Origin of the sequence: Streptomyces sp. NPDC045470 (assembly GCF_040646595.1) — a bacterium.
Classification (GTDB): Bacteria; Actinomycetota; Actinomycetes; order Streptomycetales; family Streptomycetaceae; genus Streptomyces.
Window position 1 is genome coordinate 78,909 of the sequence record NZ_JBEZAN010000018.1, and the last position, 21,676, is coordinate 100,584.

Here is a 21,676-nt window from a genome sequence, read left to right on the forward strand (position 1 = left end):
GCAGGTGTACGCGTACGACATCGCTGAAGCCGTCGAACCGGTGCCCCGGAATAGACGAAGCCCCTGGCGCAATAGCGCAAGGGGCTCTTGCACCGAGATGCTACCTGAGGAAGGACCGAGGTGTCGGCGCAGCCTTCTGGGCACTCTCTCCCGGACGGGGTCCGGGGGCACCCCCTGCTCGTGGTCATCGACCCGGCCGCCCGCAGTACGGACGGGGAATCCGTACGGATCGCCAAGGACGTCCTGTGCGCGGGCGCGGCCGCGAAGATCTGTTTTCCCGACGGCCCCGAGGAGTACGCGCGGGCGCTCGCCCGCCGCGGCCATCGCCGCCCCGTGGTGATCGGCGACGACCGGGCGCTGCTGCGCGCCGTGGCGCTGCTGCACAAGGAGCGCGATCTGGCGGGGGTGGCGCTGGCGGTGGTGCCGGTGGGCGCGCCGGGCGCGGTGGCGCTGGCCCGCGCGCTGGGCGTGCCGACGGACACCGTCGCCGCCGCCCGTGCGGTCCTGGACGGTACGGAACACCGCCTGCACCTGCTCACGGACGACAGCGACGGCATCGTGCTGGGCGGCCTGGACATCCCGTCCGGTACGGAGCCGGAGCCGCCCGGCAGGCGCTGTCGGCGACACCGGTGGAAGGGGCTCGGCGGGCGGCCGGGACGGCGCCCGGGCCGGCGCGACGGCACGGAAACGGTCCCGCTGCCGGGCCCCCGCGCGGCGGCGTGGTGGGACCGGCTCGTCCGGACGGCCCGTACAGCGCTGCTGTCGCGGCCGACGACCGCCCCGCCCGGCCCCTCGGAACCGCCCGGCCCCTCGGCCCTGCCCGGACTCTCGGACCTGCCGGGCCACTCGGCCCCGCCCGGCGGACGGCGTTCCGCCACGGCGGGCCACCGGCTGCGGGTCGAGGCGGACGGCGTGGTGCTGGCCGACCTGGACCGGCCGGTGCGGTGGGTCTCGGTCACGCCCGGCGACGGCGCCGACGGCACCGGGCTGGCCGAGGTGGTGGTGCACTGGCAGGAGACCGGGCCGCCGGTACGGGCCCGCGCGCGGGCGGTGACCGTGTCGGGCGCGGACTTCCGCTACCAGGCGGACGTGGTCGTCGGCGGCCCGGTCAGGACCCGTACGTGGACGGTGCATCCGGACCCGTGGCGGCTGACGCTGCCGCACGACTGACGCGGCGACGCCCCGCGGCGGAGGTTCCCGCAGCCCCCTCAGCCCTCGCCGCGCAGCTCCTTGTCCCGGTACTCACGCCAGCGCTCCAGCATCCTGGCGAGCTCGCCCTGCATGAACTCGAAGAAGGCGACGGTCTCGGCGACCCTGGCACCGGCCGGGGTGCCCGGCCCGAGCGACTTCGCGCCCTCCCGCAGGACGTCTTCCCAGCGCGTCAGCACGTTGTCGCGGTTGCCCAGCGTCTCGTACCAGAGTTCGTTCAGGAGCCGGTAGCGGTCCCGACGGGTGCCCGGCTCGCGCTCCCGGCGGACCATGCTGACCTGCACCAGGTAGCGGATCGCGCCGGAGACGGCGGCGGGGCTGATCTGCAGCCGCTCGGACAGTTCGGCCGAGGTGAGGGCACCGGAGTCGGAGGCGAGCAGCGCCGCGAAGACCCGGGAGGCCATCCGCTGCATGCCCGCCTCGGTCAGCTCCGAGGCGAAGCGCTCCACGAACCGGGAGACCGCCTCCTCGTCGCGCCCGGTGTCCCCGTCCTGCCGCTGCTCTGCCTGCTCGCTCACCCTCTGATCCTCTCCCGTGCTCCCCCGGACGGACGCTTCACGATCACTGACTTTATACGGTTTCTTAACTTCACAAATTTGTGAAGGAAGCGTACGTTCAAAAACATGACGAAGGCAATCTCGGTGTCCGGCCTCCGCAAGTCCTTCGGCCGGACCCACGCGTTGGACGGTCTCGACCTCGACGTCGAGACCGGCGAGGTGCACGGCTTCCTCGGCCCCAACGGGGCGGGCAAGTCCACCACCATCCGCGTCCTGCTCGGCCTGCTGCGCGCCGACGGGGGTGGCGCGCGGCTGATGGGCAGGGACCCGTGGCGCGACGCCGTCGCCCTGCACCGCCGGATCGCGTACGTCCCCGGCGACGTCACGCTCTGGCGCAACCTCTCCGGCGGCGAGGCCATCGACCTCTACGGGCGGCTGCGCGGCGGCCTCGACACGGCCCGCCGGAACAGCCTCCTGGAGCGCTTCGAGCTGGACCCCACCAAGAAGGGCCGCACGTACTCCAAGGGCAACCGCCAGAAGGTCGCCCTGGTCGCCGCGTTCGCCTCCGACGTGGACCTGCTCATCCTGGACGAGCCGACCTCCGGGCTGGACCCGCTGATGGAGGAGGTCTTCCAGGACTGCGTCGAGGAGGAGCGCGACCGCGGACGTACGGTGCTGCTCTCCAGCCATGTGCTGTCCGAGGTCGAGGCACTGTGCGACCGCGTCAGCATCATCCGCAAGGGCCGTACCGTCGAGTCCGGCTCCCTCGCCGACCTGCGCCACCTGACCCGTACGAGCGTGACCGCCGAACTGGCCGGCGCCCCCGACGGGCTCTCCGGCCTCCCCGGTGTGCACGACCTCGACATCCAGGGCCACCGGGTCCGGCTCCAGGTGGACACCGACAAGCTGGACGCGGTGCTGCGCTCGCTCAGCGCGTCCGGGGTGCGCAGCCTGACCAGCACGCCGCCCACGCTGGAGGAGCTGTTCCTGCGCCACTACCAGGACGGCACCCGAGCCGCGCAGGGCACGGCCGACGCCGACGCCGCCTCCGCTTCCGCTTCCGCTTCCGCTTCCGAGAAGGCGACGCTGCGATGACCACCGTGACGCTGCCCGCCGCCGCCCGTACCGGCGGCTCCCGCGACCTGGCCGGCACCGGGGCCCTGCTGCGCCTGGCCCTGCGCCGCGACCGGCTGATGATCCCGGCCTGGGTGGTACTGCTCGGACTGACCGTCGTCAGCATGGGCAGCACCCTCGACACGCTCTACGACACGCCCGCCAAGCGCGCGGAAGTGGCGGCTTCGATGACCGGCAACGGCTCGCTGCGCGCCCTCTACGGGCCGGTGTTCAGCAACTCCTTGGGCGGCCTGACCGCCTGGCGCATCGGCGGCCTCGCCGCTCTGCTGGCCGGCGTGATGAGCCTGCTGATCGTCGTACGCCACACCCGCGAGGAGGAGGAGACCGGCCGCCAGGAACTCCTCTCCGCCGCCATGGTCGGCCGGCGCGCCCCGCTCACCGCGGCCCTGCTCGCCGCGCTCGTCGCCGACGCCGCGCTGGCCCTGCTCGTCACCGCCGGACTGGCCGCCTCCGGCCGGCCGGCGGACGGGGCGCTGGCCCTCGGCCTCGCCGTCGGCGGCACCGGACTGGTCTTCGCCGGGCTGGCGGCGGTCACCGCGCAGCTCACCGAGAGCGCGCGGGCCGCCAAGGGTCTGGCCGGTGCCGTACTGGGCGCGGCCTTCGTGCTGCGGGCCGCGGGCGACGCCGCGACCGAGGACGCCTCCTCCCCGCTCACCTGGGCCTCCCCCGTCGGCTGGGCCGAGAACCTGCGCGCGTTCGCCGACGAGCGCTGGTGGGTGCTGCTGCTCCTCCTCGCGGGCACGGCCGTCACGGTCGGCGCCGCGTACTCCCTCACCGCCCGCCGCGACCTCGGCATGAGCTTCCTGCCGGCCCGTCCGGGACCGGCCCGCGCGCCCGCCTCCCTGAGCGGCCCCACCGGTCTCGCCTGGCGCCTGCAACGGACCACCGTGTTCGGCTGGTCGGCCGGCTTCCTCCTCGCCGGCGCCGTCTTCGGCGGTATCACCGACGGCGCGTCCGACCTGGTCGGCGACAACGAGCGGACCCGTGAGATCTTCGAGCGGATGGGCGGGCACCAGGGCCTGACCGACGCGTTCGTCGCCGCGCTGACCGGGATGCTCGGCATGGTCGCGGCCCTCTACGCGGCCGGCGCGGTGCTCCGGCTGCGCGGCGAGGAGACCGCCAACCGCGCCGAACCCGTCCTGGCCGGCGCCGTGGGACGCCTGCGCTGGGCGGCCGGGCACCTGGCCGTCGCCTTCCTCGGTACGGCCCTCATCCTCCTCCTCGGCGGCCTGGGCCTCGGCTTCACGTACGGACTGACCGTCGGCGACGTCGGGGGCCAACTCGGCCCCGCGGTGGGCGCGGCACTCGCCCAGACGCCCGCGGTCTGGGCCCTCACCGGCCTCGCGGTACTGCTCGTGGGCGCCCTGCCCAAGGCGGCCGCCGCCACCTGGGCCGTGGTCGGCGGCTGTCTCGGCATCGGCTGGGTGGGCCCGGCGGTCCAGCTCCCCCAGTGGGCGATGAACCTCTCGCCCTTCAGCCACCTCCCGAAGCTGCCGGGCGGTGAGGCCACCGCGGCGCCCTTCCTGTGGCTGCTCGCCCTGACGGCGGTGTTCGTGGCGGCGGGCCTGACCGCGCTGCGCCGCCGCGACATCGGCTGACCGCGGGTACCACCCCCAGCGTGCGGCGCCGGAGCCGTAGCGGACTCCGGCGCCGTACTTCCCGTACTCCCCCGTACGCCGCCGGTGCGTCATCCGGCGGGAGCGATATCCGCCCGGGGGCGTACGCCGGTCCGGCGCCCGCGCTCCCCACCCGCTCCAACTGGTAGAGACCTCCCGCCGCCACCGCTGCTCCACGAGCGTCCCGGAACGACCAGTGGAGCGAGAGTGGGCCGTTCCGCGCCGGTGTGCCCCGCGCCACGCGGCGGGGCGCGGTTGTCCGCGTTTCCGGCTGGGCACAACTCCCGCGGGCGGCGATGACGGCGCGGAATGGGCCGGCACGCCGCAATTCCACGCCTAGGGGCGGCGGAGGTGTCAGTGAACCGAACGGGACCACGCAGGGCGCTTTGGGTGATGCGGAATCTGGGGGTCGTCCTGACGGCCGGAGCAGCCTGTGTGCTGTTCAGCCTGATCATGACGATGGTGCCCGGACTGCGCACTCCGGGCAGTGGGAACGCGGGCCAGGCCTATGGCGCCGCGGCTTCTTCCACTGCCGTACTGGTGCTGTTCTACATGGCGAGGACGCTGCGTCTGCAACGGGACGAGACCTCGCTGCAACGTGAGGAACTGGAACTGCAACGCGCGGAAATGCGCCTGCAACGGGCCGAGCTGGAGCTACAGCGGGACGAGATGCGCCGGTCGGCGGGCGAGCTGCACCGCAGTGCCGAGGCCGACCTGCGGCACCTGCACATGGACCTGCTCAAGATGAGCATCGGCGATCCGGAACTGGCCGAGGTCTGGCCCGCTTTCGCGCCGGAACTGTCATCGACGGAGAACCGGCAGTATCTGTACGCCAATTTGATCTACTGCCATTCCATGCTCGCGCACAAGCTGGAGATGCTCGACGACCGCGAGGCGCTGGGCCATCTGCGGTACATCGTCCGGTCGCCGGCCTTCCGCGGGTACTGGGAAGCGGCCCGCTCCATGCGCGCCGAAATGGACCCGGCTTCCCACGAACACCGCTTCGCCGCTCTCGTCGACGAGGCACTGACCCAGTCGAACGCACAGGCGCCGCATTCCCCGAACCTGCGTTTGATCGAAGGTCAACACACCGAGCCGTAAAGCGCTCACAGGTGTATCGACCAGCGCTGGAAAGGGAGACTTCCGCAATTCGACTCGCGCTGCCGCGTACCGCCGGGGTATTCCGGCCCGATGACGACACTCGACATCTCCCGCCGGCTGGGCGCCACTCCTCAGGAGCGCGGCAGCATGGGCAACGGCAGTTGCCCCGACCTCTTCGAGCTGAGCGACGGCCGCTTCGCCGTCATCGGGACCGACATGACAGCCGACCTGGACGGAAAGCTGCCCGACGACGCGAGCCGCGCCGACTACGAGAGGATCGTGGTGATCACCCGCGACACCCTGCTGCGGGCCAAGTCCGACATCGCACGACTGTGATCCACCGGCCCGGCCCGCCGCTCCTCACCCGCCCGGCGTGACCAGCCGGGCCTCGTACGCGAAGACCGCCGCCTGGGTGCGGTCGCGCAGTCCCAGCTTCACCAGAATCCGGCTGACGTGCGTCTTCACCGTCGACTCGGCCACGACCAGATGCTCGGCGATCTCACCGTTGGACAGACCCTGGGCCACCAGCACCAGGACCTCGGTCTCCCGCTCGGTGAGGTCGCCGATGCGTTCCTGGGTGGGCGCCCGCGGCGTGTCGAGCTTGGAGAACTCCGAGATCAGCCGCTTGGTGACGGCCGGCGCGAGCAGCGCCTCGCCGTTCGCGACGATCCGTACGCCCTCCGCGAGCTGGCCCGCCGAGGCGTCCTTGAGCAGGAAGCCGCTCGCCCCGGCCCGCAGCGCCTGGTAGACGTACTCGTCGAGGTCGAAGGTGGTCAGCACCAGCACCTTGGCGTCCGCGTCGGCGGCGACGATCTCACGGGTCGCCTCCAGCCCGTTCATCTCCGGCATCCGGATGTCCATCAGCACCACGTCGGGCCGCAGCTCGGCGACCTTGGCCACCGCCTGCCGGCCGTCCACGGCCTCGCCGACGACCTCGATGTCCGGCATCGCGCCCAGCAGCACCGAGAAGCCCTCACGGACCATCACCTGGTCGTCCACGATCATTACCCGGATCACGCCGTCTTCCCCTCCGCCGCGCTCTGCGCCGCCGACACCGGGATGAAGGCCGCGACCTCGAACCCGCCCTCTTCGGTGTGGTCCGCCGTCATCTCCCCGCCCAGCATCTGCACCCGTTCCCGCATTCCCAGTACGCCGTGCCCGGCCCCCGGTGACGGTTTGGCCAGGCGGCTCGCCTTGCCGTTGACGATACGCAGTCCGATCCCGCCGAGCACGTACGAGATCTCCACCCGCGCCTCGGCGCCCGGCGCGTGCCGCAGGGTGTTGCTCAGCGCCTCCTGGACGATGCGGTACGCGGACAGCTCGACGCCCTGCGGCAGCGACCGCGGCGAACCGGTGATCACCGCTTCGACCTCCAGTCCCGCACTGCGCACGCTCGCCAGCAGCGAGTCCAGGCTGGCCAGGGTCGGCTGCGGCGCCTCCGGGTCGGCGTCGGCGAAGGCGTCCGGGTCCTCGGACCGGACGACACCGAGGATGCGGCGCAGCTCGGTCAGCGCCGCCACCGCGTTCTCCCGGATGGTCGAGAAGGAGGTGGCCAGCTCGGGCGGGGTGTCCTTGACACGGTACGGGGCGGCCTCGGCCTGGATGGCGATGACCGACATGTGGTGCGCGACCACGTCGTGCAGCTCGCGGGCGATCAGGGCGCGCTCCTCCAGCAGGGTGCGCCGGGAACGTTCCTCGGCGGTGGCGGTCTGCGTCTCGACCACGTTCTGCCGCTCCTCGCGCCAGGCGCGGATGGCGGCGGCGGGGGTCAGCACGAGCACCGCCAGCACCGCGAACGGTGCCATGTGCGAGATCGTCCGGGGCACGAGCAGCACCAGCACCCCGGCCGCGGCCATGGTGACCAGCCACATCTCGGCGGCCAGCCGGGGCCGGGTACGGAGCACGACCAGGACCATCACCGCGGTGTGGGTCATCAGGCCGACCTCGTACCCGGAGGACCCGGTCCCGGTGACGGCGTACGCCAGCATCGAGAAGCCGACCGCCCCGCCCGACAGCCAGAACGCGCCGACCGGCCGGAAGAGGGTCAGCACGATCGGTGCGGCGAGCAGGAAGGTGAAGACCGTCGTGATGAGGAAACCCAGCGCGCTGTCGCGGGCCATCACGCTCGTGGTCCCGAGGAACACCACGGCCGCGACGGCCGTGAGCACGACGTGCGGGGCCCAGCGCACATGGCGGCGCAGCCGCTGGGGGACCCACGACCACCCGGACACGCGGGCGTCGTCCAGGGGCAGCATCGGGCGGAAGGCGAAGGCGTCCACGATCAGGTCCTGGCGCAGCCGGTTCAGCGCGCCACGGACGAGTCGGGCTTCCGAGCGCAGGTCGTCGCGCTGCGTGTGGGTCGTCTGGTTCACGTACACCACGGTATGCAGAGTGCGGCCTCCGGTCGTCCCCTCCTGAGTGGATCCGGTGCCCTCCTCCTCAAGTACTACGCAGGGTGGCGAGGAGGACGCGGAAGGCGGCGGTGCCGGGGGTGACGGGCGCGTAGTGGCCGGTTCCGGCGAGCTCCCGCAGCCGCGGGGCGGTGCCGCCGGCGGCCTCGGCGGCCCGTACGTAGCGGCGGGAGAGTCCGACGGGCACGTCGGTGTCGGCGGTGCCGTGCAGGATCGTCACGGGAACCGTGCCCGGCAGCCGTCGTACCGGGTCCGCCGCGGCGAGCCGGTCCGCCCACCCTGGTTCGGCGCCCAGGAACTCCGCCACGGCGCCGTCGCTCAGTCCCAGCTCGTGGGCGTGCCCGAGGTCGGCGACGGGCGCCACGGCGATGATCCGCCGCGGCGCGTCCGTGGTGCGGCGGTGCGGGTGCGCCGCCGCGAGGAGCAGCGCGAGGTGCCCGCCCGCGGAGTGCCCCACGGCCACCACGGGCCGCCCGGCCGCTGCCGTCGCGGCCGCCACGTCCTCGTACGTGGCCGGCCAGCCCCCGCCCGTGCCGGACCGGCGGTATCCGGCCAGCGCGACCGGCAGCCCGTGCCGGGCCAGCTCCGCGGCGAGCGGCGACAGATGCGTACGGTCGTACGCCGCGCGCCAGAAGCCACCGTGCAACAGCAGCACCACCGGCCCCTCGTTCCGCGGCCCGTACAGGTCGATCACCTGGTCCGGGTGGGGCCCGTACGCCAGCGTCACGTCGGGCGCCACGGGCGCGAGGCCGAGCAGCGCCGCCTCCTCGTCCGCGGCGCCCGGACCGCTCACCCCATGACCTCGCCCAGCACCCGCGCGGCCCGCGCCACGTCCGCGAAGGACGTGTAGAGCGGCGTGAGGCCGAAGCGCAGCACGTCGGGGTGGCGGAAGTCGCCGACCACTCCGCGCCGGATCAGCTCCGGCATCACCTTTCCCGCGTCCGCGCAGGCCAGCGCGATCTGGCTGCCCCGCTGCGGGTGCTCGCGCGGGGTGACGCAGCGCACCCGCCCTTCGGGTACGTGCGCGTCCACGCACTCCAGGAAGAAGTCGCCGAGCGCGAGGCTCTTGGCCCGTACGGCCTCGACGGACACGCCGTCCCAGATGTCCAGGGCCGCCTCCAGGGCGAGCATGGACAGGATGTCGGGCGTGCCGACGCGGCCGCGGACGATGCCGTCGGCCGGGGCGTACGCGGGGTCCATGCCGAAGGGCACGGCGTGCGAGTTCCAGCCGGGCAGCGGCGAGTCGAAGCGTGCCTGGAGCTCTTCGCGCACATACAGGTACGCGGGCGCGCCCGGCCCGCCGTTCAGGTACTTGTACGTGCAGCCCACCGCCAGGTCGACACCGTGGGCGTCCAGCCGCACCGGCAGGGCGCCCGCGCTGTGGCACAGGTCCCAGACCGCCAGGGCTCCGGCGTCGTGCAGGGCGGCGGTGATGCCGGGCAGGTCGTTGAGCCGTCCGGTGCGGTAGTCGACGTGGTTGACCAGCGCGAGCGCGGTACGGGGCCCGGCCTCGTCGGGAATCCGCGCGGCCGGCAGGGCCCGCAGGGTGCAGCCCGTCATGCGCGCCGCGGACTCCGCGATGTAGCCGTCGGTCGGGAAGGACGCCTCGTCGGCGAGGATCTCGTCCCGGCCCGCGCCCGCCATCCGTACCGCGCCGACCACCGCCTTGAACACGTTGACGCTGGTCGAGTCGCCCGCCACGACCTGGCCCGGCGCGGCGCCGAGCAGCGGGGCGATCCGGTCGCCGACGCGCTCCGGCGCGGTCCACCAGCCCGACTCCTCCCAGGAGCGGATGCGCAGCTCGCCCCACTCCCGGGTGATCACGTCGGCGACGCGGCCGGGTACGTGGCCGGGCAGCGCGCCCAGCGAGTTCCCGTCCAGGTACACGGTGTCGTCCAGGACGAACTTCTCCCTCACGGGGCGGAGGTCGTCCTCCTCGTCCAGCGCAGCGGCGCGCCCTGCCGGGTCAGACATGGCTACGTGCCGTCCACAGCTCCGGAAAAACGTTCTTGCTGGCCCGCTTCTCCAGCCATGCCACGCCCGCCGAACCACCGGTCCCCAACTTGGCTCCCATCGCCCGTCGCGTCGCCACCAAATGATCGTTCCGCCAGCGCCACACCAGCTCCGCGACGTCCGTCAGCGCCTCACCGAGCCGCACCAGCTCACCGTCCCGCGGCCCCGCGTACACCTCGGCCCACACGGCCTCGACCCGCGCGTCCGGCTCGTACCGCTCCGTCACCTCACGCTCCAGCACCTCACGGGGTATCCCGTACCCCCGACGCGCCAGCAGCCGCAGCACCTCGTCCCACAGGCTCGGCTCCTGCAACGCCTTCTCCAGCTCGGCGTACTCACGCGGCGCGCCCCGGTGCGGCACCAGCATCGACGCCGACTTCTCACCCAGCAGGAACTCCATCCGCCGGTACATCGCGGACTGGAACCCCGAACCCTCCCCCAGCGCGCCCCGGAACGCGTTGAACTGCGCCGGCGTCAGCCGTGCCAACGGCTTCCACGCCGCGTTCAGCGCCTCCAGCTGCCGCGACGAGCGCTCCAGCGCCTCCATCGCCACCGGCAGCTCGTCCCGGCGCAACGCCTGCGCCGCGGTGTGCCACTCGTGCACCACGACCGTGAACCACAGCTCCATCACCTGGGTCGTCACCAGGAACGCCATCTCGCCCGGATCGTCGGACAGCGGATGCTGGAGGTGGGTGAGCACATCCGCGTGGACGTAGTCCTCGTACGGCGTCGTGTCCGTACTGCCGATGCTCAGGTCGGGCCGCCGGACCTCATCGGTCTCCGGCTGACACTGCGGGGCGGACTGCTGCGACATGAGGAACTCCTCGATGCTGCTGGCTTCCGGGTAGCGGTCCGCTCCTTCCCGTCGGCAACGGAGCCCCGGTCCCCTCAGGCACGGAATCTTCCGGCCCACTGGCATCATCCGTGCTCCACGAAAGGCGCGCAAGAGGTCGCTCACGGCGCGCGAAGGGCCGGCCGCGCTGGCGCGGCCGGCCCCGATTCCGCCCCGGCGATCAGCCGGAAGCGCAGCTCAGCGCCCTACGAAAGGGTGTCGGCCGCGGTCGGCGACGAGTCCCGCAGGAACGTCGAGCACCGCTCGTACTCCTCCTGCTCGCCGATGGCCTGCGCGGCACGGGCCAGAGCGTGCAGCGCCCGCAGGAAACCCCGGTTGGGCTCATGCTCGAACGGCACCGGGCCGTGGCCCTTCCAGCCGGCCCGACGCAGCGCGTCCAGGCCCCGGTGGTAACCCGTACGGGCATACGCGTACGACTCGACCGTACGGCCCGCCTGGAACGCGTCGTCGGCAAGCTGCGCCCAGGCCAGCGAGGAGGTCGGATACTTCGCCGCGACGTCCGTCGGCGCGGCACCCGAGGCGAGGAGTTCGCGGGGCTCGGGGTCGTCGGGGAGTTCGGTGGGGGGCGGGCCCCCTAGGAGGTTCTGGTGAATGGCCATGCTCCCATCTTCCCGGAGGGGCCAGTCGACTACGTACCTCAGGGGGCTGGGCCCCCGTTGGCGGTTCGCCCCGGTGTTGTTCGTCCCGGCCCGGCGGCACTGTGCGGCGTGTGACGCCCGGGTCACTGCTCCTCATCAGTGAACGGCAGGGCGTCCTCTGCGTAGATGCGGCGCTCGTAGCTGACGTTGAGCTCCCAGACCGCGAGGAAGGTGCGGGGCACTTTCTCGGGGCGACACCGCCCACGGCTACGTGATGCCCCAGGCCGCCTGATCAGCGCCCCAAGATTTCTGCACGCCCAGGAAGGAGAAGGGGGAATTCTTACGCATTCCCCACCGGAAGCGACGCCAACACAATCATTCCCCTCACGGAAAGTCCAGCCGGAGATGGCGGTGGAAGGCATGGATCAACGACGATCGAATGTGGGACCCATCACACGGGACGAGGGGTCACCCAATGAGGTATTTCCTGACCAGGAAAGCAAGTACAGCGGCGATTCCCAGGGACGCGAAGACCACCGCCATATAGAGACCCGATGGCTGCTCCATCTCCTTGCCCGCAGCCCGAAGTTCTTCGTTCCTCTTGATCTGGGGACGGCCGAGGACGATGAGCAGTGCCAGACCTGTCATGCACCAGGCGTACATCTCAAGGGATTCCGCCGCGCCGTAACCACGGGCCGCGGCGCTCCCCCAGATGCCGAGCGCTCCGATGCCGGCGGGAACGACGAAGAAGAGAGGAACCAGCGCCTTCTTCTTCGCTTTCCGGATGTACGGCAGCATGGCGAGGCCGGGGAGAAATGAAGTCGCAGCCGCGAGCGCCATCCACTGGCCGACGGAAAGACCGGAACCGAACATGAAGAACTCTCTCAGACGGGAAGGGTGAATGGCCGGGTGGTGGTGGGGTACCGCCACCCGTCTCTTCTATTTTACTTCTGCTCTCGCGGGACAGAAATCCGCTACCAGGTCAGCTATCCAATGGTCGCGGCTGATCGATTGTCGCCTTCTCCTCGCCGCGGGCACGGGCGATGTGCCGGCCGGTGACGAGGAACCAGCGGATCGCCTCCGGAGTCCCGTCGGTGAGTGCCCGCTCGGCGTGGGCCGTGTACTGAGACACCATTTCATTCGGCGAGGCGGCGGGCCCAAGCGGTGGGAGGGCTCGATGCCTTTGCGGGCGATGCGGTGGCGGATGCCGCGTGCGGCCAGCCAGCGGCGCAGGTGGGGGTAGTCGTGGCCCTTGCCGCCGTGGAGCTTGGCGGGCCGTCGGCGCCGGGGGCCGTGGTGGGAGCGGATCGGGGGGGGGAGGCCGCGGACCAGCGGAATCAGCGCCCGGCTGTCGTGGAGGCCGGCGGCGGAGGTGCCCAGCGACAGGGGCAGGCCGTTCCGGTCGACGAGGAGATGGATCTTCGATCCGTTCTTGCCGCGGTCGGTCGGGTTCGGCCCCGTCAGTGCCCCCCTTTTCGGGCCCGGACGCTGACGGAGTCGATCGCACAGCGCGACCGGTCGAGCTCCCCGCGCAAGCCGAGTTCGTCGATGACCAGACGGTAGAGCCTGGCCCACACTCTCGCCCGGGACCACTCGGTGAACCGGCGCAAGGCCGCCACCCCTGACAGGCCGAAGCCGGGCGGCAGCCGATTCCAGGTACAGCCCGAGGTGGCCACGAAAACGATCGCGGCCAGCACCTCCCGGGTCACCGTGCCGCCGCCGGCCACCGCCCTGCGGACGCTGCGGAGCCGGTGGCACCACCCGCTCGAACAGCTCCCACAGATCGTCCGGCGCCATCCGCTCAACAAGCGCCCCCGGCCGAAGGCTGGGGGGAGTGGCCCCGCTGGAGTGGCCCCGAGCCCTCCACCCACCGGCCCTATCGCGCACGACGCGCGGCCGCTCCAGGCTTGCGAAGGCCCCGGTCCGCGCGTGCGGCGGGCCGGGGCCTCGGGGCCTGGAGGGTTACTTGATCTTGGTGCCGGTGGAGCGGAGGTTGGCGCAGGCTTCGGTGATGCGCTTGGCCATGCCGGCCTCGGCGAGCTTGCCCCAGCTACGCGGGTCGTAGGTCTTCTTGTTGCCGACGTCGCCGTCGACCTTCAGGACGCCGTCGTAGTTGCGGAACATGTGGTCCGCGATCGGACGCGTGAACGCGTACTGCGTGTCCGTGTCCAGGTTCATCTTGACGACGCCGTTCTCCAGCGCCGTGGCGATCTCTTCCGCCGTGGAGCCGGAGCCGCCGTGGAAGACGAAGTCGAAGGGGGACTGCTTGCCGTACTTGGCGCCCACGCCCTGCTGGAGGTCCTTGAGGAGCTCGGGGCGGAGCACGACGTTGCCCGGCTTGTAGACGCCGTGCACGTTGCCGAACGAGGCGGCGAGCAGGTAGCGGCCCTTCTCGCCCAGGCCCAGCGCCTCAGCGGTCCGCAGCGCGTCGTCGACGGTGGTGTACAGCTCGTCGTTGATCTCGTGGGTGACGCCGTCCTCCTCGCCACCGGTCGGGGTGATCTCGACCTCAAGGATGATCTTCGCGGCGGCGGCCTGGGCCAGCAGCTCCTGGGCGACGGACAGGTTGTCGGCCAGGGTCTCGGCGGAACCGTCCCACATGTGGGACTGGAACAGCGGGTTCTGGCCCTTGGCCACCCGCTGCTCGGAGACGGCCAGCAGCGGACGGACGTAGCCGTCCAGCTTGTCCTTGGGGCAGTGGTCGGTGTGCAGCGCGACGTTGATGTCGTACTTCTCCGCGACGATGTGCGCGAACTCCGCCAGCGCGACGGCGCCGGTCACCATGTCCTTGTTGTGCTGGCCGCCCAGGAACTCCGCACCACCGGTGGAAATCTGGACGATGCCGTCGCTCTCGGCCTCGGCGAAACCACGCAGCGCTGCGTGCAGAGTCTGCGTCGAGGTCACGTTGATGGCCGGGTAGGCGAACTTGCCTGCCTTCGCCCGGTCCAGCATCTCGTTGTAGACCTCGGGAGTTGCGATGGGCATCTGTCCGCTCCTTGTGATGTGCGGGTGTGCGTTCTTGGCCCTGACCAGGGGGCGACGACATCGCCGTAGCTCATCTTCCCAGACTCGGCGGTTTGCTCCACATCCCGTACACGCCACCGGCACACAAAGGGGTGGCCGGTTTCACGTGAAACCGGCCACCCCTTTGCGATAACCGCTGGTCAGTGCCGGGTTACCGGCAAAGGCTCAGGCGAGGCCGAGGTCTCCGAGGCGGTAGCCGGTGATGTACGGCAGGCCCGCGTCGGCGATCGCCGACTCCGCCCCGCGGTCCACGATCGTGGCGACCGCGACCACCTCCGCACCCGCCTCGCGCGCCGCCTCGACGGCGGTCAGCGGCGAGCCGCCGGTGGTGGAGGTGTCCTCGACGACCAGGACCCGGCGGCCCTTGATGTCCGGGCCCTCGATCCGCCGCTGCATCCCGTGCGTCTTCTGCGCCTTGCGGACGACGAACGCGTCCAGCCGGCGGCCGCGCGCCGCGGCGGCGTGCAGCATCGAGGTGGCGACCGGGTCGGCACCGAGCGTGAGCCCGCCGACCGCGTCGTAGTCCAGGTCGGCGGTGATGTCCAGCATCAGCTGCCCGACGAGGGGCGCGGCCGCTCCGTCGAGGGTGATCCGGCGCAGGTCGATGTAGTAATCGGCCTCCTTGCCGGAGGAGAGCGTCACCTTGCCGTGCACCACGGCCTTGTCCTTGATCTGCTGCAGCAGATCGCCGCGTACGTCGTCAGTCATGCGCACGAGCTTAAAGCGTGTGCCGGGGCCCGGCCGGACTCCGGTCGGCGGGTGGGTCAGGACAGGGTGCGCCAGCTCCAGGTGGTCGAGATCTCCAGCGGATCGATGGGGGTGACCAGGCGCGGCAGCGTGTTCAGGCCGTTCGGCGGGCCGGACTGGGGCTCCACGCAGACCGCCTCGTCCTGCTCGTCGTAGACGACCACCCACTCGGCGCCGCTGGTGACCTTCAGTTCCAGCCGGTCCGGCCAGGTGAGGGTGACGTCCACGCCGTCCGGCATGCCGAAGCAGTCGTCCCACGGGCCGGGCTTCGGGTCGATGCGCCGTCCGGTGGGCAGGTGGTCGTCGCCCCGCTCCTCCTGCCACGCGGCGGTGAAGTCGATCCGTACGTCCTCGCCGCCCCCGTCCAGGCTGCGCAGGAACCACGGGTGCCAGCCGGCCTGGGCGGGGAAGGAGTCGGCGCTCGCCTCGACGCCCATGGTCAGGGTGAGCGAGCCGCCGTCCTCGGCCAGCTCGACCAACTGGGTGACGCGGCCCGGGTACGGCCAGGGGGCGGCGTCCGGGTCGAGCAGTTCGTAGGTGAACGCGGCGCTGGTGGCGTCCGCGCGGGCCGTCTTCCAGGCGATGTTGCGGCCGGTGCCGTGGATCGCGTGCGGCGGGGAGTTGAGCGGCATCTGGTGCACCTCGCCGCCGTTGCGGAAGCGCCCGTTCTCGATGCGGCCGCACCACGGCACCATCGGGAAGGAGCCGTACTTGGTGCCCTGCCGCAGCAGTTCCGTACCGCCGATGCGCAGGCTCGTGAGCCGGCAGCCGTTGGCCGGGTCCACGGTCAGTTCGGTGTCGCCGGCGGCCAGCCGTACCTGTCCCTGCGCGACGTTTCGCGTGTCGTTGTCACTCACGGTCCGACCCTAACCGGGACATCGGAGGCCGACACGGTACGGCGGGCGCGCGCCACCGCTCAGCGGCGGCGCCGCAGTACCCGGCCCACCACGACGGCCGACGCGAGGGCGAGGGCCGCGGCCGGTGCCGCCCAGCGCAGGGTGGCGGAGGTGGTCGCCGACTGGGGGGCGGGGACCGGCGCGTACCGGCCGCGCGGTGGCGCGTGGTCGACCTCCTCGGCGCTGCGCCCGATCATCGTGCGCCGTGCGTGCGCGGCCTCGGCGGGCGGTGTGCCGTCCTGGTCGTCGGCGTCGGTGAGCGGGTCGAGGGACGGCGGCGGGACCTCGGTGTCGAAGAGGGCCGCGGTGGCGGGGGGCGCGGCCGGCGCGCCGCTGTCCTGAGTGTCCGGCGGGTTGTCGGTGAGGTCCGCCGCGAGGTTGGCGGCGAAGCGGTCCAGGACCCGGCGGCCGGCGGACTCGGCCACCTGGTCGGTGGCTTCGGCGAGGCGGCCCGTACTGGTGACCGTACCGGCGCAGCTCAGGACCGTGGCGGCGGAGTCGTCGGGCCCGTCGGCGAGCCGCACGGTGAGGGACAGCTCGGCGGAGCCGTCTCCCCGTGACTCCATGCCGCTCGCCTCGACCAGGACGGTGTCGGCGCCGCGCACGGTGACGGTGAGGGTGCCGCGGTAGGTGATGGTGGAACTCCCGATGCGCAGCCGCAGCCGCCCGCCGGGGGTGCCGGGGTCCGCGTCGGCGTCGAGTTGGCACCCGGGAATGCAGCGCGCCACGCGCTCCGGCTCGGCCAGCGCCTGCCGCACGGTCTCGACGGGAAACGGAACGTACACCTCGTGCTCCATGGCATGGGAGCCTACCCAGCCCTCCCGGCACACGTGCCCGGTCCGGCACCATTTTCTCCCGCGGCCGAACGGGGGAGGCGGCGGGAGCGGATCGCCGCCCCGGGCACAGGGCCGGTGGATCGCCGGCAGGCCGGGGTGGGAGGGCCGGCCCTGGTCAGTCCAGGTGTCGTGGGTGCATCAGCGTTGACGGGGGGAGGCCGGGGATGCGGGTGGGGGCGAGGGAGCGGGCGGCGGCCTGGAGGGTGGCGGGCGTCAGGGAGCGGAGGGCGGGGGTGTCCGGGGAGAGGGCCAGGCGGGGGGTGCGGTGGGCCGCGAGGAGGAAGCCCCAGCCGCAGGCGCGGCGGTGGCCGGTGGACCGGGGACCGGCGTGGCCCGTTCCGCAGGAGCGTTCCGGCGCGCCGGTGCGGGGCGGGGTACGGGGGACGGTCCGGCCGGGGATGCGGTACGGGACGGTGCGCAGGCCCGCGGCCCGTACGGTCGCGTCGACCGTCCAGAACGTACGGGGCCGGGACGCGGGCTCTCCGGCGTGCACCGCCAGCCGGCCGCCCCGGGTCAGCGCACGGGAGACGAGGCCGTAGAACTCCTGCGAGTAGAGCTTGGTGCTGGCCGTGCTGCCCGGGTCGGGCAGGTCGGCGATCACGACGTCGTACGGGCCGCCGTTCCGGGCCGCCGCGCCGCCCCGCCGCAGCCACTCGAACACGTCGCCCGCGACCACGCGGACCCGCGGGTCGTCCAGCGCGTGCCGGTTGAGTGCGGACAGGCCCGGGTCCGTACGGGCCAGGCGGGCCAGACCCGGGTCGAGTTCGACGACGGTCACGGCGGTGACGCCGGGGTGGCGCAGGACCTCGCGGGCGGCGAGGCCGTCGCCGCCGCCGAGCACCAGGACCCGACGGTGCGGTCCGCCCGCCATGGCCGGGTGCACCAGCCCTTCGTGGTACGGGTGATCGTCCTGCGCGGCGGCCCGCAGGCGGCCGTCCAGGTAGAGCCCGAGCGGCCCGCCGGCTCCGGCACCGTTCTTCCCCGAGCCCGGCGCGGGGCCGGCCGGCCCGCCCTGACCGGCCCGGTCCAGGTGTCCGTCCGCGGTCCCGGTCCGGTCCGTGGCGGCCGGGCCCGTACCGCCCGTGATCACGACTTCCTGGATGCCGGTACGGACCGCGACCCGCGCCGCCGAGCCGTACACCGCGTCCCGCGCGGCACGTTCGAAGGGGGGCACCAGCGCCGTCCCGGCGGCGAGCAGCGCCAGCACCAGCACGTTCGCGACGATCAGGGACCAGCGGGCCCGTACGGTCAGGTCCCTGCGGAAGAGCCAGAGCACCAGCCCGCCGCCGGCCACCGCGTTGACCGATCCGGTGAGCAGGGTGCCGGAGACCTGGCCCAGCCCCGGCAGCAGCAGGAAGGGGAAGGCGAGGCCGCCGACCAGGGCGCCCACGTAGTCGGCCGCGAACAGGTCCGCCACCGCGCCCCCCGCGTCCTGGCGGCGGACCCGCTGGATGAGCGTCATCAGCAGCGGCACCTCGGCGCCGATGAGCATGCCCATGGCCAGCGAGAAGGTGACCAGGACGGAGCGGGACTGGCCGAACCAGGCGTAGCAGGCGTAGAGCGCCATCGCGGAGAAGCCGCCGACGAGTGCGAGGACCGCCTCCAGCGCCCCGAAGCCGACGGCCGCCCGGCAGCGGAGCCGTTTGGCGAGCAGCGAGCCGATGCCCATCGCGAAGACCATGACGGACAGCACGACGGATGCCTGGGTGACCGAGTCGCCGGTCAGGTAGGAGGCGAGGGCGACCAGTTCGAGTTCGTAGACCAGGCCGCAGGCGGCGCAGACGAAGACGGTGGCCAGGACGAGCAGCCGGCCGAGACCGGCGGGTACGGGCAGCCGCGCCGGACTCCCCGCCTCGGGCGGCTCGGGGGAACCGCGGTGGACTGGCTCAGGCGGGTCGATCATGTCGTGCAACGCTACGTGACGACCGGGTGGCCCTATGTCACCCACACGAGCGTAGTGCGCGTTCCACACGGGCGACTTGGAGCGCGACGGGCATCCGCCCCGCCCCGCGAGCCGGTACAAGCGTCCGCGGGATCGCCGTTCAGATGGCCGCCGCCACCCGGACCCCGACCCGCGTACGCGTCGCGACCAGCCGCCCCTCCTGCGGGTAGGCGTGCCAGGTACGCCAGCGCACCTGGCCGTCCTCGCGCTGGGCCAGCATCGCGGTGAACGCGTGCGGCGAACCGGGGAACGTTCCGGCAAGGCCGAGGGGGTGTTCGGCGACCAGGGCGAGCAGCTCCTGGGCGCGCCCGGCGAACGAGCCCTGGGAGAGGGTCTCGACGTGGGCCGCGAATTCGTACTCCCAGTCACCGATGCGTTTCGCCACGCCCAGCGGCAGCGGGGTGCTGCTGCCGGGTATGCAGGCGACGGTCTCGGAGCAGGTGCCGCGCTCCTCCTCCAGGAGTACTTGGTGCGAGGCTCCGAGCAGTCTCAACTGCACGCGGGCGTCCGCGAGTTGAAGGTCGAGCACGGCCAGGGCCGGCAGCGGCTCCCTGCCGAGCGCCCAAGCCAGGTCGGATGCGCGGGTATCGGTGTAGGCCGTTTTCAGGGTCGTGAGCATGGGTCGGCTCCGCAAGCACGCAGTGGATGGTGGGCCGGCCTGCCCCGGAGACGGGATCAGGGTTACGACTGTCTGCCGGCTCGTGCCCACGTGGGGTCCGAGAACTGGGATTCTCTAGGGAGAGGGAATCATGAAACGAGCGGGGCCCACAGCGTTTTTACCCATCTTCGCCGGGTTTCCATCCCTCAGAGGGCCACTCAGTTCAGTTGTTCAACAACCCACTCCCCAGCGGTCGTTGGCCCTGCTCCTCGCATATGCGGACCGGCATGGGCCCCCTGCATGTGTACGGGGCAGCAACGCGCCGGCGACTGCCCCGGAAGCCGTCTCCGACCGCCCCTCGGGAACTGCCGCCGACGCACCGCGCAGACGGCCGCCGCCCCTCAGGAACTGCCCCCGCCGCAGCCGCTCCCCCCGCCGCAGGACGAGGACGAGTGATGCCCGCCCCCACCGCCGCCGCACGACATCGACCCGCCGCAGGAGTGCCCGTGGTGGTGCCCGCCGCCCACGCCCGGGTCACCGGCCACCCACCAGCCGGTGCCGTCCCGTCCGCGCTTGCCGAGGCCGCGGCGCCCGCCGCCGTCGCGGCTCTGCGCCGCCGTGACCACCACGGCCGCGACCACCACACAGATCACGAGGAAGACCACAAAACCCATCGTCGCCCCACTCTCCTTTCCGTCCCCCGAAGCGAGGCACCTGCTCCGTCCGCCGCCGTGTCCCCCGGCCCGGCCGAAGCGCTGTCGTACGTGTCGTTCGCGTCCTTGGATCCCTCTCCGGTCCACGCTGATCCACTCCGGATCCGGCGTCCCCTTTCGGGCTGTCCGGTTCCGCGCCGTGTCATCGGTGCGGGGGTCATGCCCGGACCCCGGCGGCCGCAAAGCACAGTTGAGGAAGTCCAGAGGTTCGGCGGAGGATGGCGGACATGTCACGACCGCTGCTCAACCGCCGCCTCGCCGAGTTCGGTACGACGATCTTCGCCGAGATGTCCGCACTCGCCCTGCGCACCGGATCGATCAACCTGGGACAGGGCTTCCCCGACACCGACGGACCGGAGGAGGTCAGGGAGGCGGCGGTCCGCGCACTGCGCGACGGTCGCGGCAACCAGTACCCGCCGGGCCCCGGCGTCCCCGAACTGCGCGCCGCCGTCGCCGCGCACCAGCACCGCTTCTACGGCCACCTCGGCGTCACGTACGACCCGGACACCGAGGTCCTGGTGACCGCGGGGGCCACCGAGGCCATCGCCGCCTCGCTGCTCGCCCTCCTGGAGCCCGGTGACGAGGTCGTCGCGCTGGAGCCGTACTACGACTCGTATGCGGCGTGCATCGCGATGGCGGGCGGCACCCGCGTCCCGGTGACGCTGCGCCCGTCCGCCGAGGACGGCACGTACGCCCTCGACCTGGACGAGCTGCGGGACGCCATCACCGACCGCACCCGCCTCATCCTCCTCAACACCCCCCACAACCCCACCGGAACCGTCCTCGACCGCGCCGAACTGACCGAGATCGCCCGCCTCGCCTGCGAACGCGACCTCCTCGTGATCACCGACGAGGTGTACGAGCACCTCGTCTTCGAGGGCGAGCACCTCCCCCTGGCGTCCTTCCCCGGCATGCGCGAGCGCACCGTCACCATCGGCTCGGCCGGCAAGACCTTCTCCTTCACCGGCTGGAAGGTCGGCTGGGTCACCGCGGGCCCGGAGCTGATCGGCGCCGTCCGCTCCGCCAAACAGTTCCTCACGTACGTCTCCGCCGGCCCCTTCCAGTACGCGGTCGCCGAGGCGCTGGCCCTGCCCGACAGCTACTACACCGGCCTGCGCGACGACCTGCGGGCCAAGCGCGACCTGCTGGCCGACGGCCTCGCCGCCGCCGGTTTCCGCGTCTTCCGCCCGTCCGGCACGTACTTCGTCACCACCGACATCCGCCCCCTCGGCGAGGAGGACGGTTTCGCCTTCTGCCGCGCCCTTCCGGAACGCGCCGGCGTCGTGGCCATCCCCAACGCCGTCTTCTACGACCACCAGGACCAGGGCGCGCCGTACGTCCGTTTCGCCTTCTGCAAGCAGGAGAAGGTCCTCCAGGAAGCGGTCGACCGCCTCCGCGCCCTCTGAGCGGGGTCCCGGACCCGCGCGCTCTGACCGGCCGGCTCCCCCGCGCGCCCCGGTCCGGCGCCCCCGCGCGCCACCCGTTCGGCCTACAGCCGGCCCGCCGGG

22 protein-coding genes and 1 pseudogene are annotated in these 21,676 nt (G+C 72.5%); 6 read left to right on the top strand and 17 right to left on the bottom strand.

The features are described 5' to 3' along the window. The first annotated feature begins 180 nt into the window (after positions 1 to 180). Positions 181 to 1,170 (top strand): hypothetical protein, encoded by a 990-nt coding sequence (locus tag AB0A97_RS33850; protein WP_361157307.1) that lies wholly within the window; start codon positions 181 to 183, stop codon positions 1,168 to 1,170. Positions 1,171 to 1,208: 38 nt separating this feature from the next. Here AB0A97_RS33850 and AB0A97_RS33855 read toward each other — a convergent pair whose 3' ends face one another. After that, positions 1,209 to 1,727, bottom strand: coding sequence for a MarR family transcriptional regulator (locus tag AB0A97_RS33855; protein ID WP_361157309.1), 519 nt, complete (start codon positions 1,725 to 1,727; stop codon positions 1,209 to 1,211). Positions 1,728 to 1,832: 105 nt separating this feature from the next. Between AB0A97_RS33855 and AB0A97_RS33860 the strand changes: the two genes are divergently transcribed. The 4 genes from AB0A97_RS33860 to AB0A97_RS33875 all read left to right on the top strand — a co-directional run bounded on the left by AB0A97_RS33860 (position 1,833) and on the right by AB0A97_RS33875 (position 5,893). Further along, complete coding sequence (locus tag AB0A97_RS33860; RefSeq protein WP_361157312.1) at positions 1,833 to 2,801, top strand: ABC transporter ATP-binding protein; 969 nt, start codon at positions 1,833 to 1,835, stop codon at positions 2,799 to 2,801. Next, on the top strand, positions 2,798 to 4,438 hold the full coding sequence (locus tag AB0A97_RS33865) for an ABC transporter permease (RefSeq protein WP_361157315.1): 1,641 nt from the start codon (positions 2,798 to 2,800) through the stop codon (positions 4,436 to 4,438). The genes AB0A97_RS33860 and AB0A97_RS33865 overlap by 4 nt, the downstream gene beginning before the upstream one ends. 453 nt (positions 4,439 to 4,891) lie before the next feature. After that, positions 4,892 to 5,557, top strand: a complete 666-nt coding sequence (locus AB0A97_RS33870) for a DUF6082 family protein (protein ID WP_361157317.1) — start codon at positions 4,892 to 4,894, stop codon at positions 5,555 to 5,557. Between the two features lie 90 nt (positions 5,558 to 5,647). Next, a complete protein-coding gene (locus tag AB0A97_RS33875) occupies positions 5,648 to 5,893 on the top strand; it encodes a hypothetical protein (RefSeq protein ID WP_361157320.1) in 246 nt (81 codons plus the stop codon). A gap of 24 nt (positions 5,894 to 5,917) precedes the next feature. On the opposite strand, the gene AB0A97_RS33880 is transcribed toward AB0A97_RS33875, so the two are convergent. From AB0A97_RS33880 to AB0A97_RS33955, 16 genes and pseudogenes are all read right to left on the bottom strand, one after another. Then, positions 5,918 to 6,562 (bottom strand): response regulator transcription factor, encoded by a 645-nt coding sequence (locus AB0A97_RS33880; protein ID WP_031005084.1) that lies wholly within the window; start codon positions 6,560 to 6,562, stop codon positions 5,918 to 5,920. Between the two features lie 8 nt (positions 6,563 to 6,570). After that, complete coding sequence (locus AB0A97_RS33885) at positions 6,571 to 7,929, bottom strand: histidine kinase (protein WP_361157323.1); 1,359 nt, start codon at positions 7,927 to 7,929, stop codon at positions 6,571 to 6,573. 67 nt (positions 7,930 to 7,996) lie between these two features. Next, complete coding sequence (locus AB0A97_RS33890; RefSeq protein WP_361157325.1) at positions 7,997 to 8,761, bottom strand: alpha/beta fold hydrolase; 765 nt, start codon at positions 8,759 to 8,761, stop codon at positions 7,997 to 7,999. Beyond that, positions 8,758 to 9,942 carry a kynureninase gene (gene kynU / locus AB0A97_RS33895; RefSeq protein ID WP_361157328.1) on the bottom strand — a complete coding sequence of 395 codons (1,185 nt, stop codon included), beginning with the start codon at positions 9,940 to 9,942 and terminating at the stop codon, positions 8,758 to 8,760. The genes AB0A97_RS33890 and kynU overlap by 4 nt, the downstream gene beginning before the upstream one ends. Next, a complete protein-coding gene (locus AB0A97_RS33900; protein ID WP_361157331.1) occupies positions 9,935 to 10,795 on the bottom strand; it encodes a tryptophan 2,3-dioxygenase family protein in 861 nt (286 codons plus the stop codon). The genes kynU and AB0A97_RS33900 overlap by 8 nt, the downstream gene beginning before the upstream one ends. A 224-nt stretch (positions 10,796 to 11,019) precedes the next feature. Further along, positions 11,020 to 11,433 (bottom strand): DUF3151 domain-containing protein, encoded by a 414-nt coding sequence (locus AB0A97_RS33905; protein ID WP_030023205.1) that lies wholly within the window; start codon positions 11,431 to 11,433, stop codon positions 11,020 to 11,022. A 447-nt stretch (positions 11,434 to 11,880) separates the two neighbouring features. Beyond that, positions 11,881 to 12,342 (bottom strand): hypothetical protein, encoded by a 462-nt coding sequence (locus AB0A97_RS33910; RefSeq protein WP_361157335.1) that lies wholly within the window; start codon positions 12,340 to 12,342, stop codon positions 11,881 to 11,883. A gap of 52 nt (positions 12,343 to 12,394) precedes the next feature. Beyond that, positions 12,395 to 12,547, bottom strand: coding sequence for an ALF repeat-containing protein (locus AB0A97_RS33915; protein WP_361157476.1), 153 nt, complete (start codon positions 12,545 to 12,547; stop codon positions 12,395 to 12,397). A 20-nt stretch (positions 12,548 to 12,567) separates the two neighbouring features. After that, positions 12,568 to 13,209: pseudogene (locus AB0A97_RS33920) on the bottom strand (IS5 family transposase); the annotation flags it as partial. 165 nt (positions 13,210 to 13,374) lie between these two features. Beyond that, the gene (gene fbaA / locus AB0A97_RS33925) at positions 13,375 to 14,397 is read right to left on the bottom strand and encodes a class II fructose-bisphosphate aldolase (protein ID WP_361157338.1); all 1,023 of its coding nucleotides are present in this window, start codon (positions 14,395 to 14,397) and stop codon (positions 13,375 to 13,377) included. A gap of 204 nt (positions 14,398 to 14,601) precedes the next feature. Beyond that, positions 14,602 to 15,144, bottom strand: coding sequence for an orotate phosphoribosyltransferase (gene pyrE / locus AB0A97_RS33930; RefSeq protein WP_150237071.1), 543 nt, complete (start codon positions 15,142 to 15,144; stop codon positions 14,602 to 14,604). A 56-nt stretch (positions 15,145 to 15,200) separates the two neighbouring features. Further along, positions 15,201 to 16,040 carry an aldose 1-epimerase gene (locus tag AB0A97_RS33935; protein ID WP_361157342.1) on the bottom strand — a complete coding sequence of 280 codons (840 nt, stop codon included), beginning with the start codon at positions 16,038 to 16,040 and terminating at the stop codon, positions 15,201 to 15,203. Positions 16,041 to 16,099: 59 nt separating this feature from the next. Next, a complete protein-coding gene (locus tag AB0A97_RS33940) occupies positions 16,100 to 16,876 on the bottom strand; it encodes an SRPBCC domain-containing protein (protein WP_361157345.1) in 777 nt (258 codons plus the stop codon). A gap of 154 nt (positions 16,877 to 17,030) precedes the next feature. Beyond that, on the bottom strand, positions 17,031 to 18,818 hold the full coding sequence (locus AB0A97_RS33945) for a spermidine synthase (RefSeq protein WP_361157348.1): 1,788 nt from the start codon (positions 18,816 to 18,818) through the stop codon (positions 17,031 to 17,033). A 139-nt stretch (positions 18,819 to 18,957) separates the two neighbouring features. Continuing rightward, positions 18,958 to 19,476: a DUF2617 family protein gene (locus AB0A97_RS33950; RefSeq protein ID WP_361157350.1), complete on the bottom strand. Its 519-nt coding sequence runs from the start codon at positions 19,474 to 19,476 to the stop codon at positions 18,958 to 18,960. Between the two features lie 380 nt (positions 19,477 to 19,856). Continuing rightward, positions 19,857 to 20,129: a hypothetical protein gene (locus AB0A97_RS33955; RefSeq protein ID WP_361157353.1), complete on the bottom strand. Its 273-nt coding sequence runs from the start codon at positions 20,127 to 20,129 to the stop codon at positions 19,857 to 19,859. Between the two features lie 266 nt (positions 20,130 to 20,395). Between AB0A97_RS33955 and AB0A97_RS33960 the strand changes: the two genes are divergently transcribed. After that, positions 20,396 to 21,574 carry a pyridoxal phosphate-dependent aminotransferase gene (locus AB0A97_RS33960; protein ID WP_361157355.1) on the top strand — a complete coding sequence of 393 codons (1,179 nt, stop codon included), beginning with the start codon at positions 20,396 to 20,398 and terminating at the stop codon, positions 21,572 to 21,574. The last annotated feature ends 102 nt before the right edge of the window (positions 21,575 to 21,676 follow it).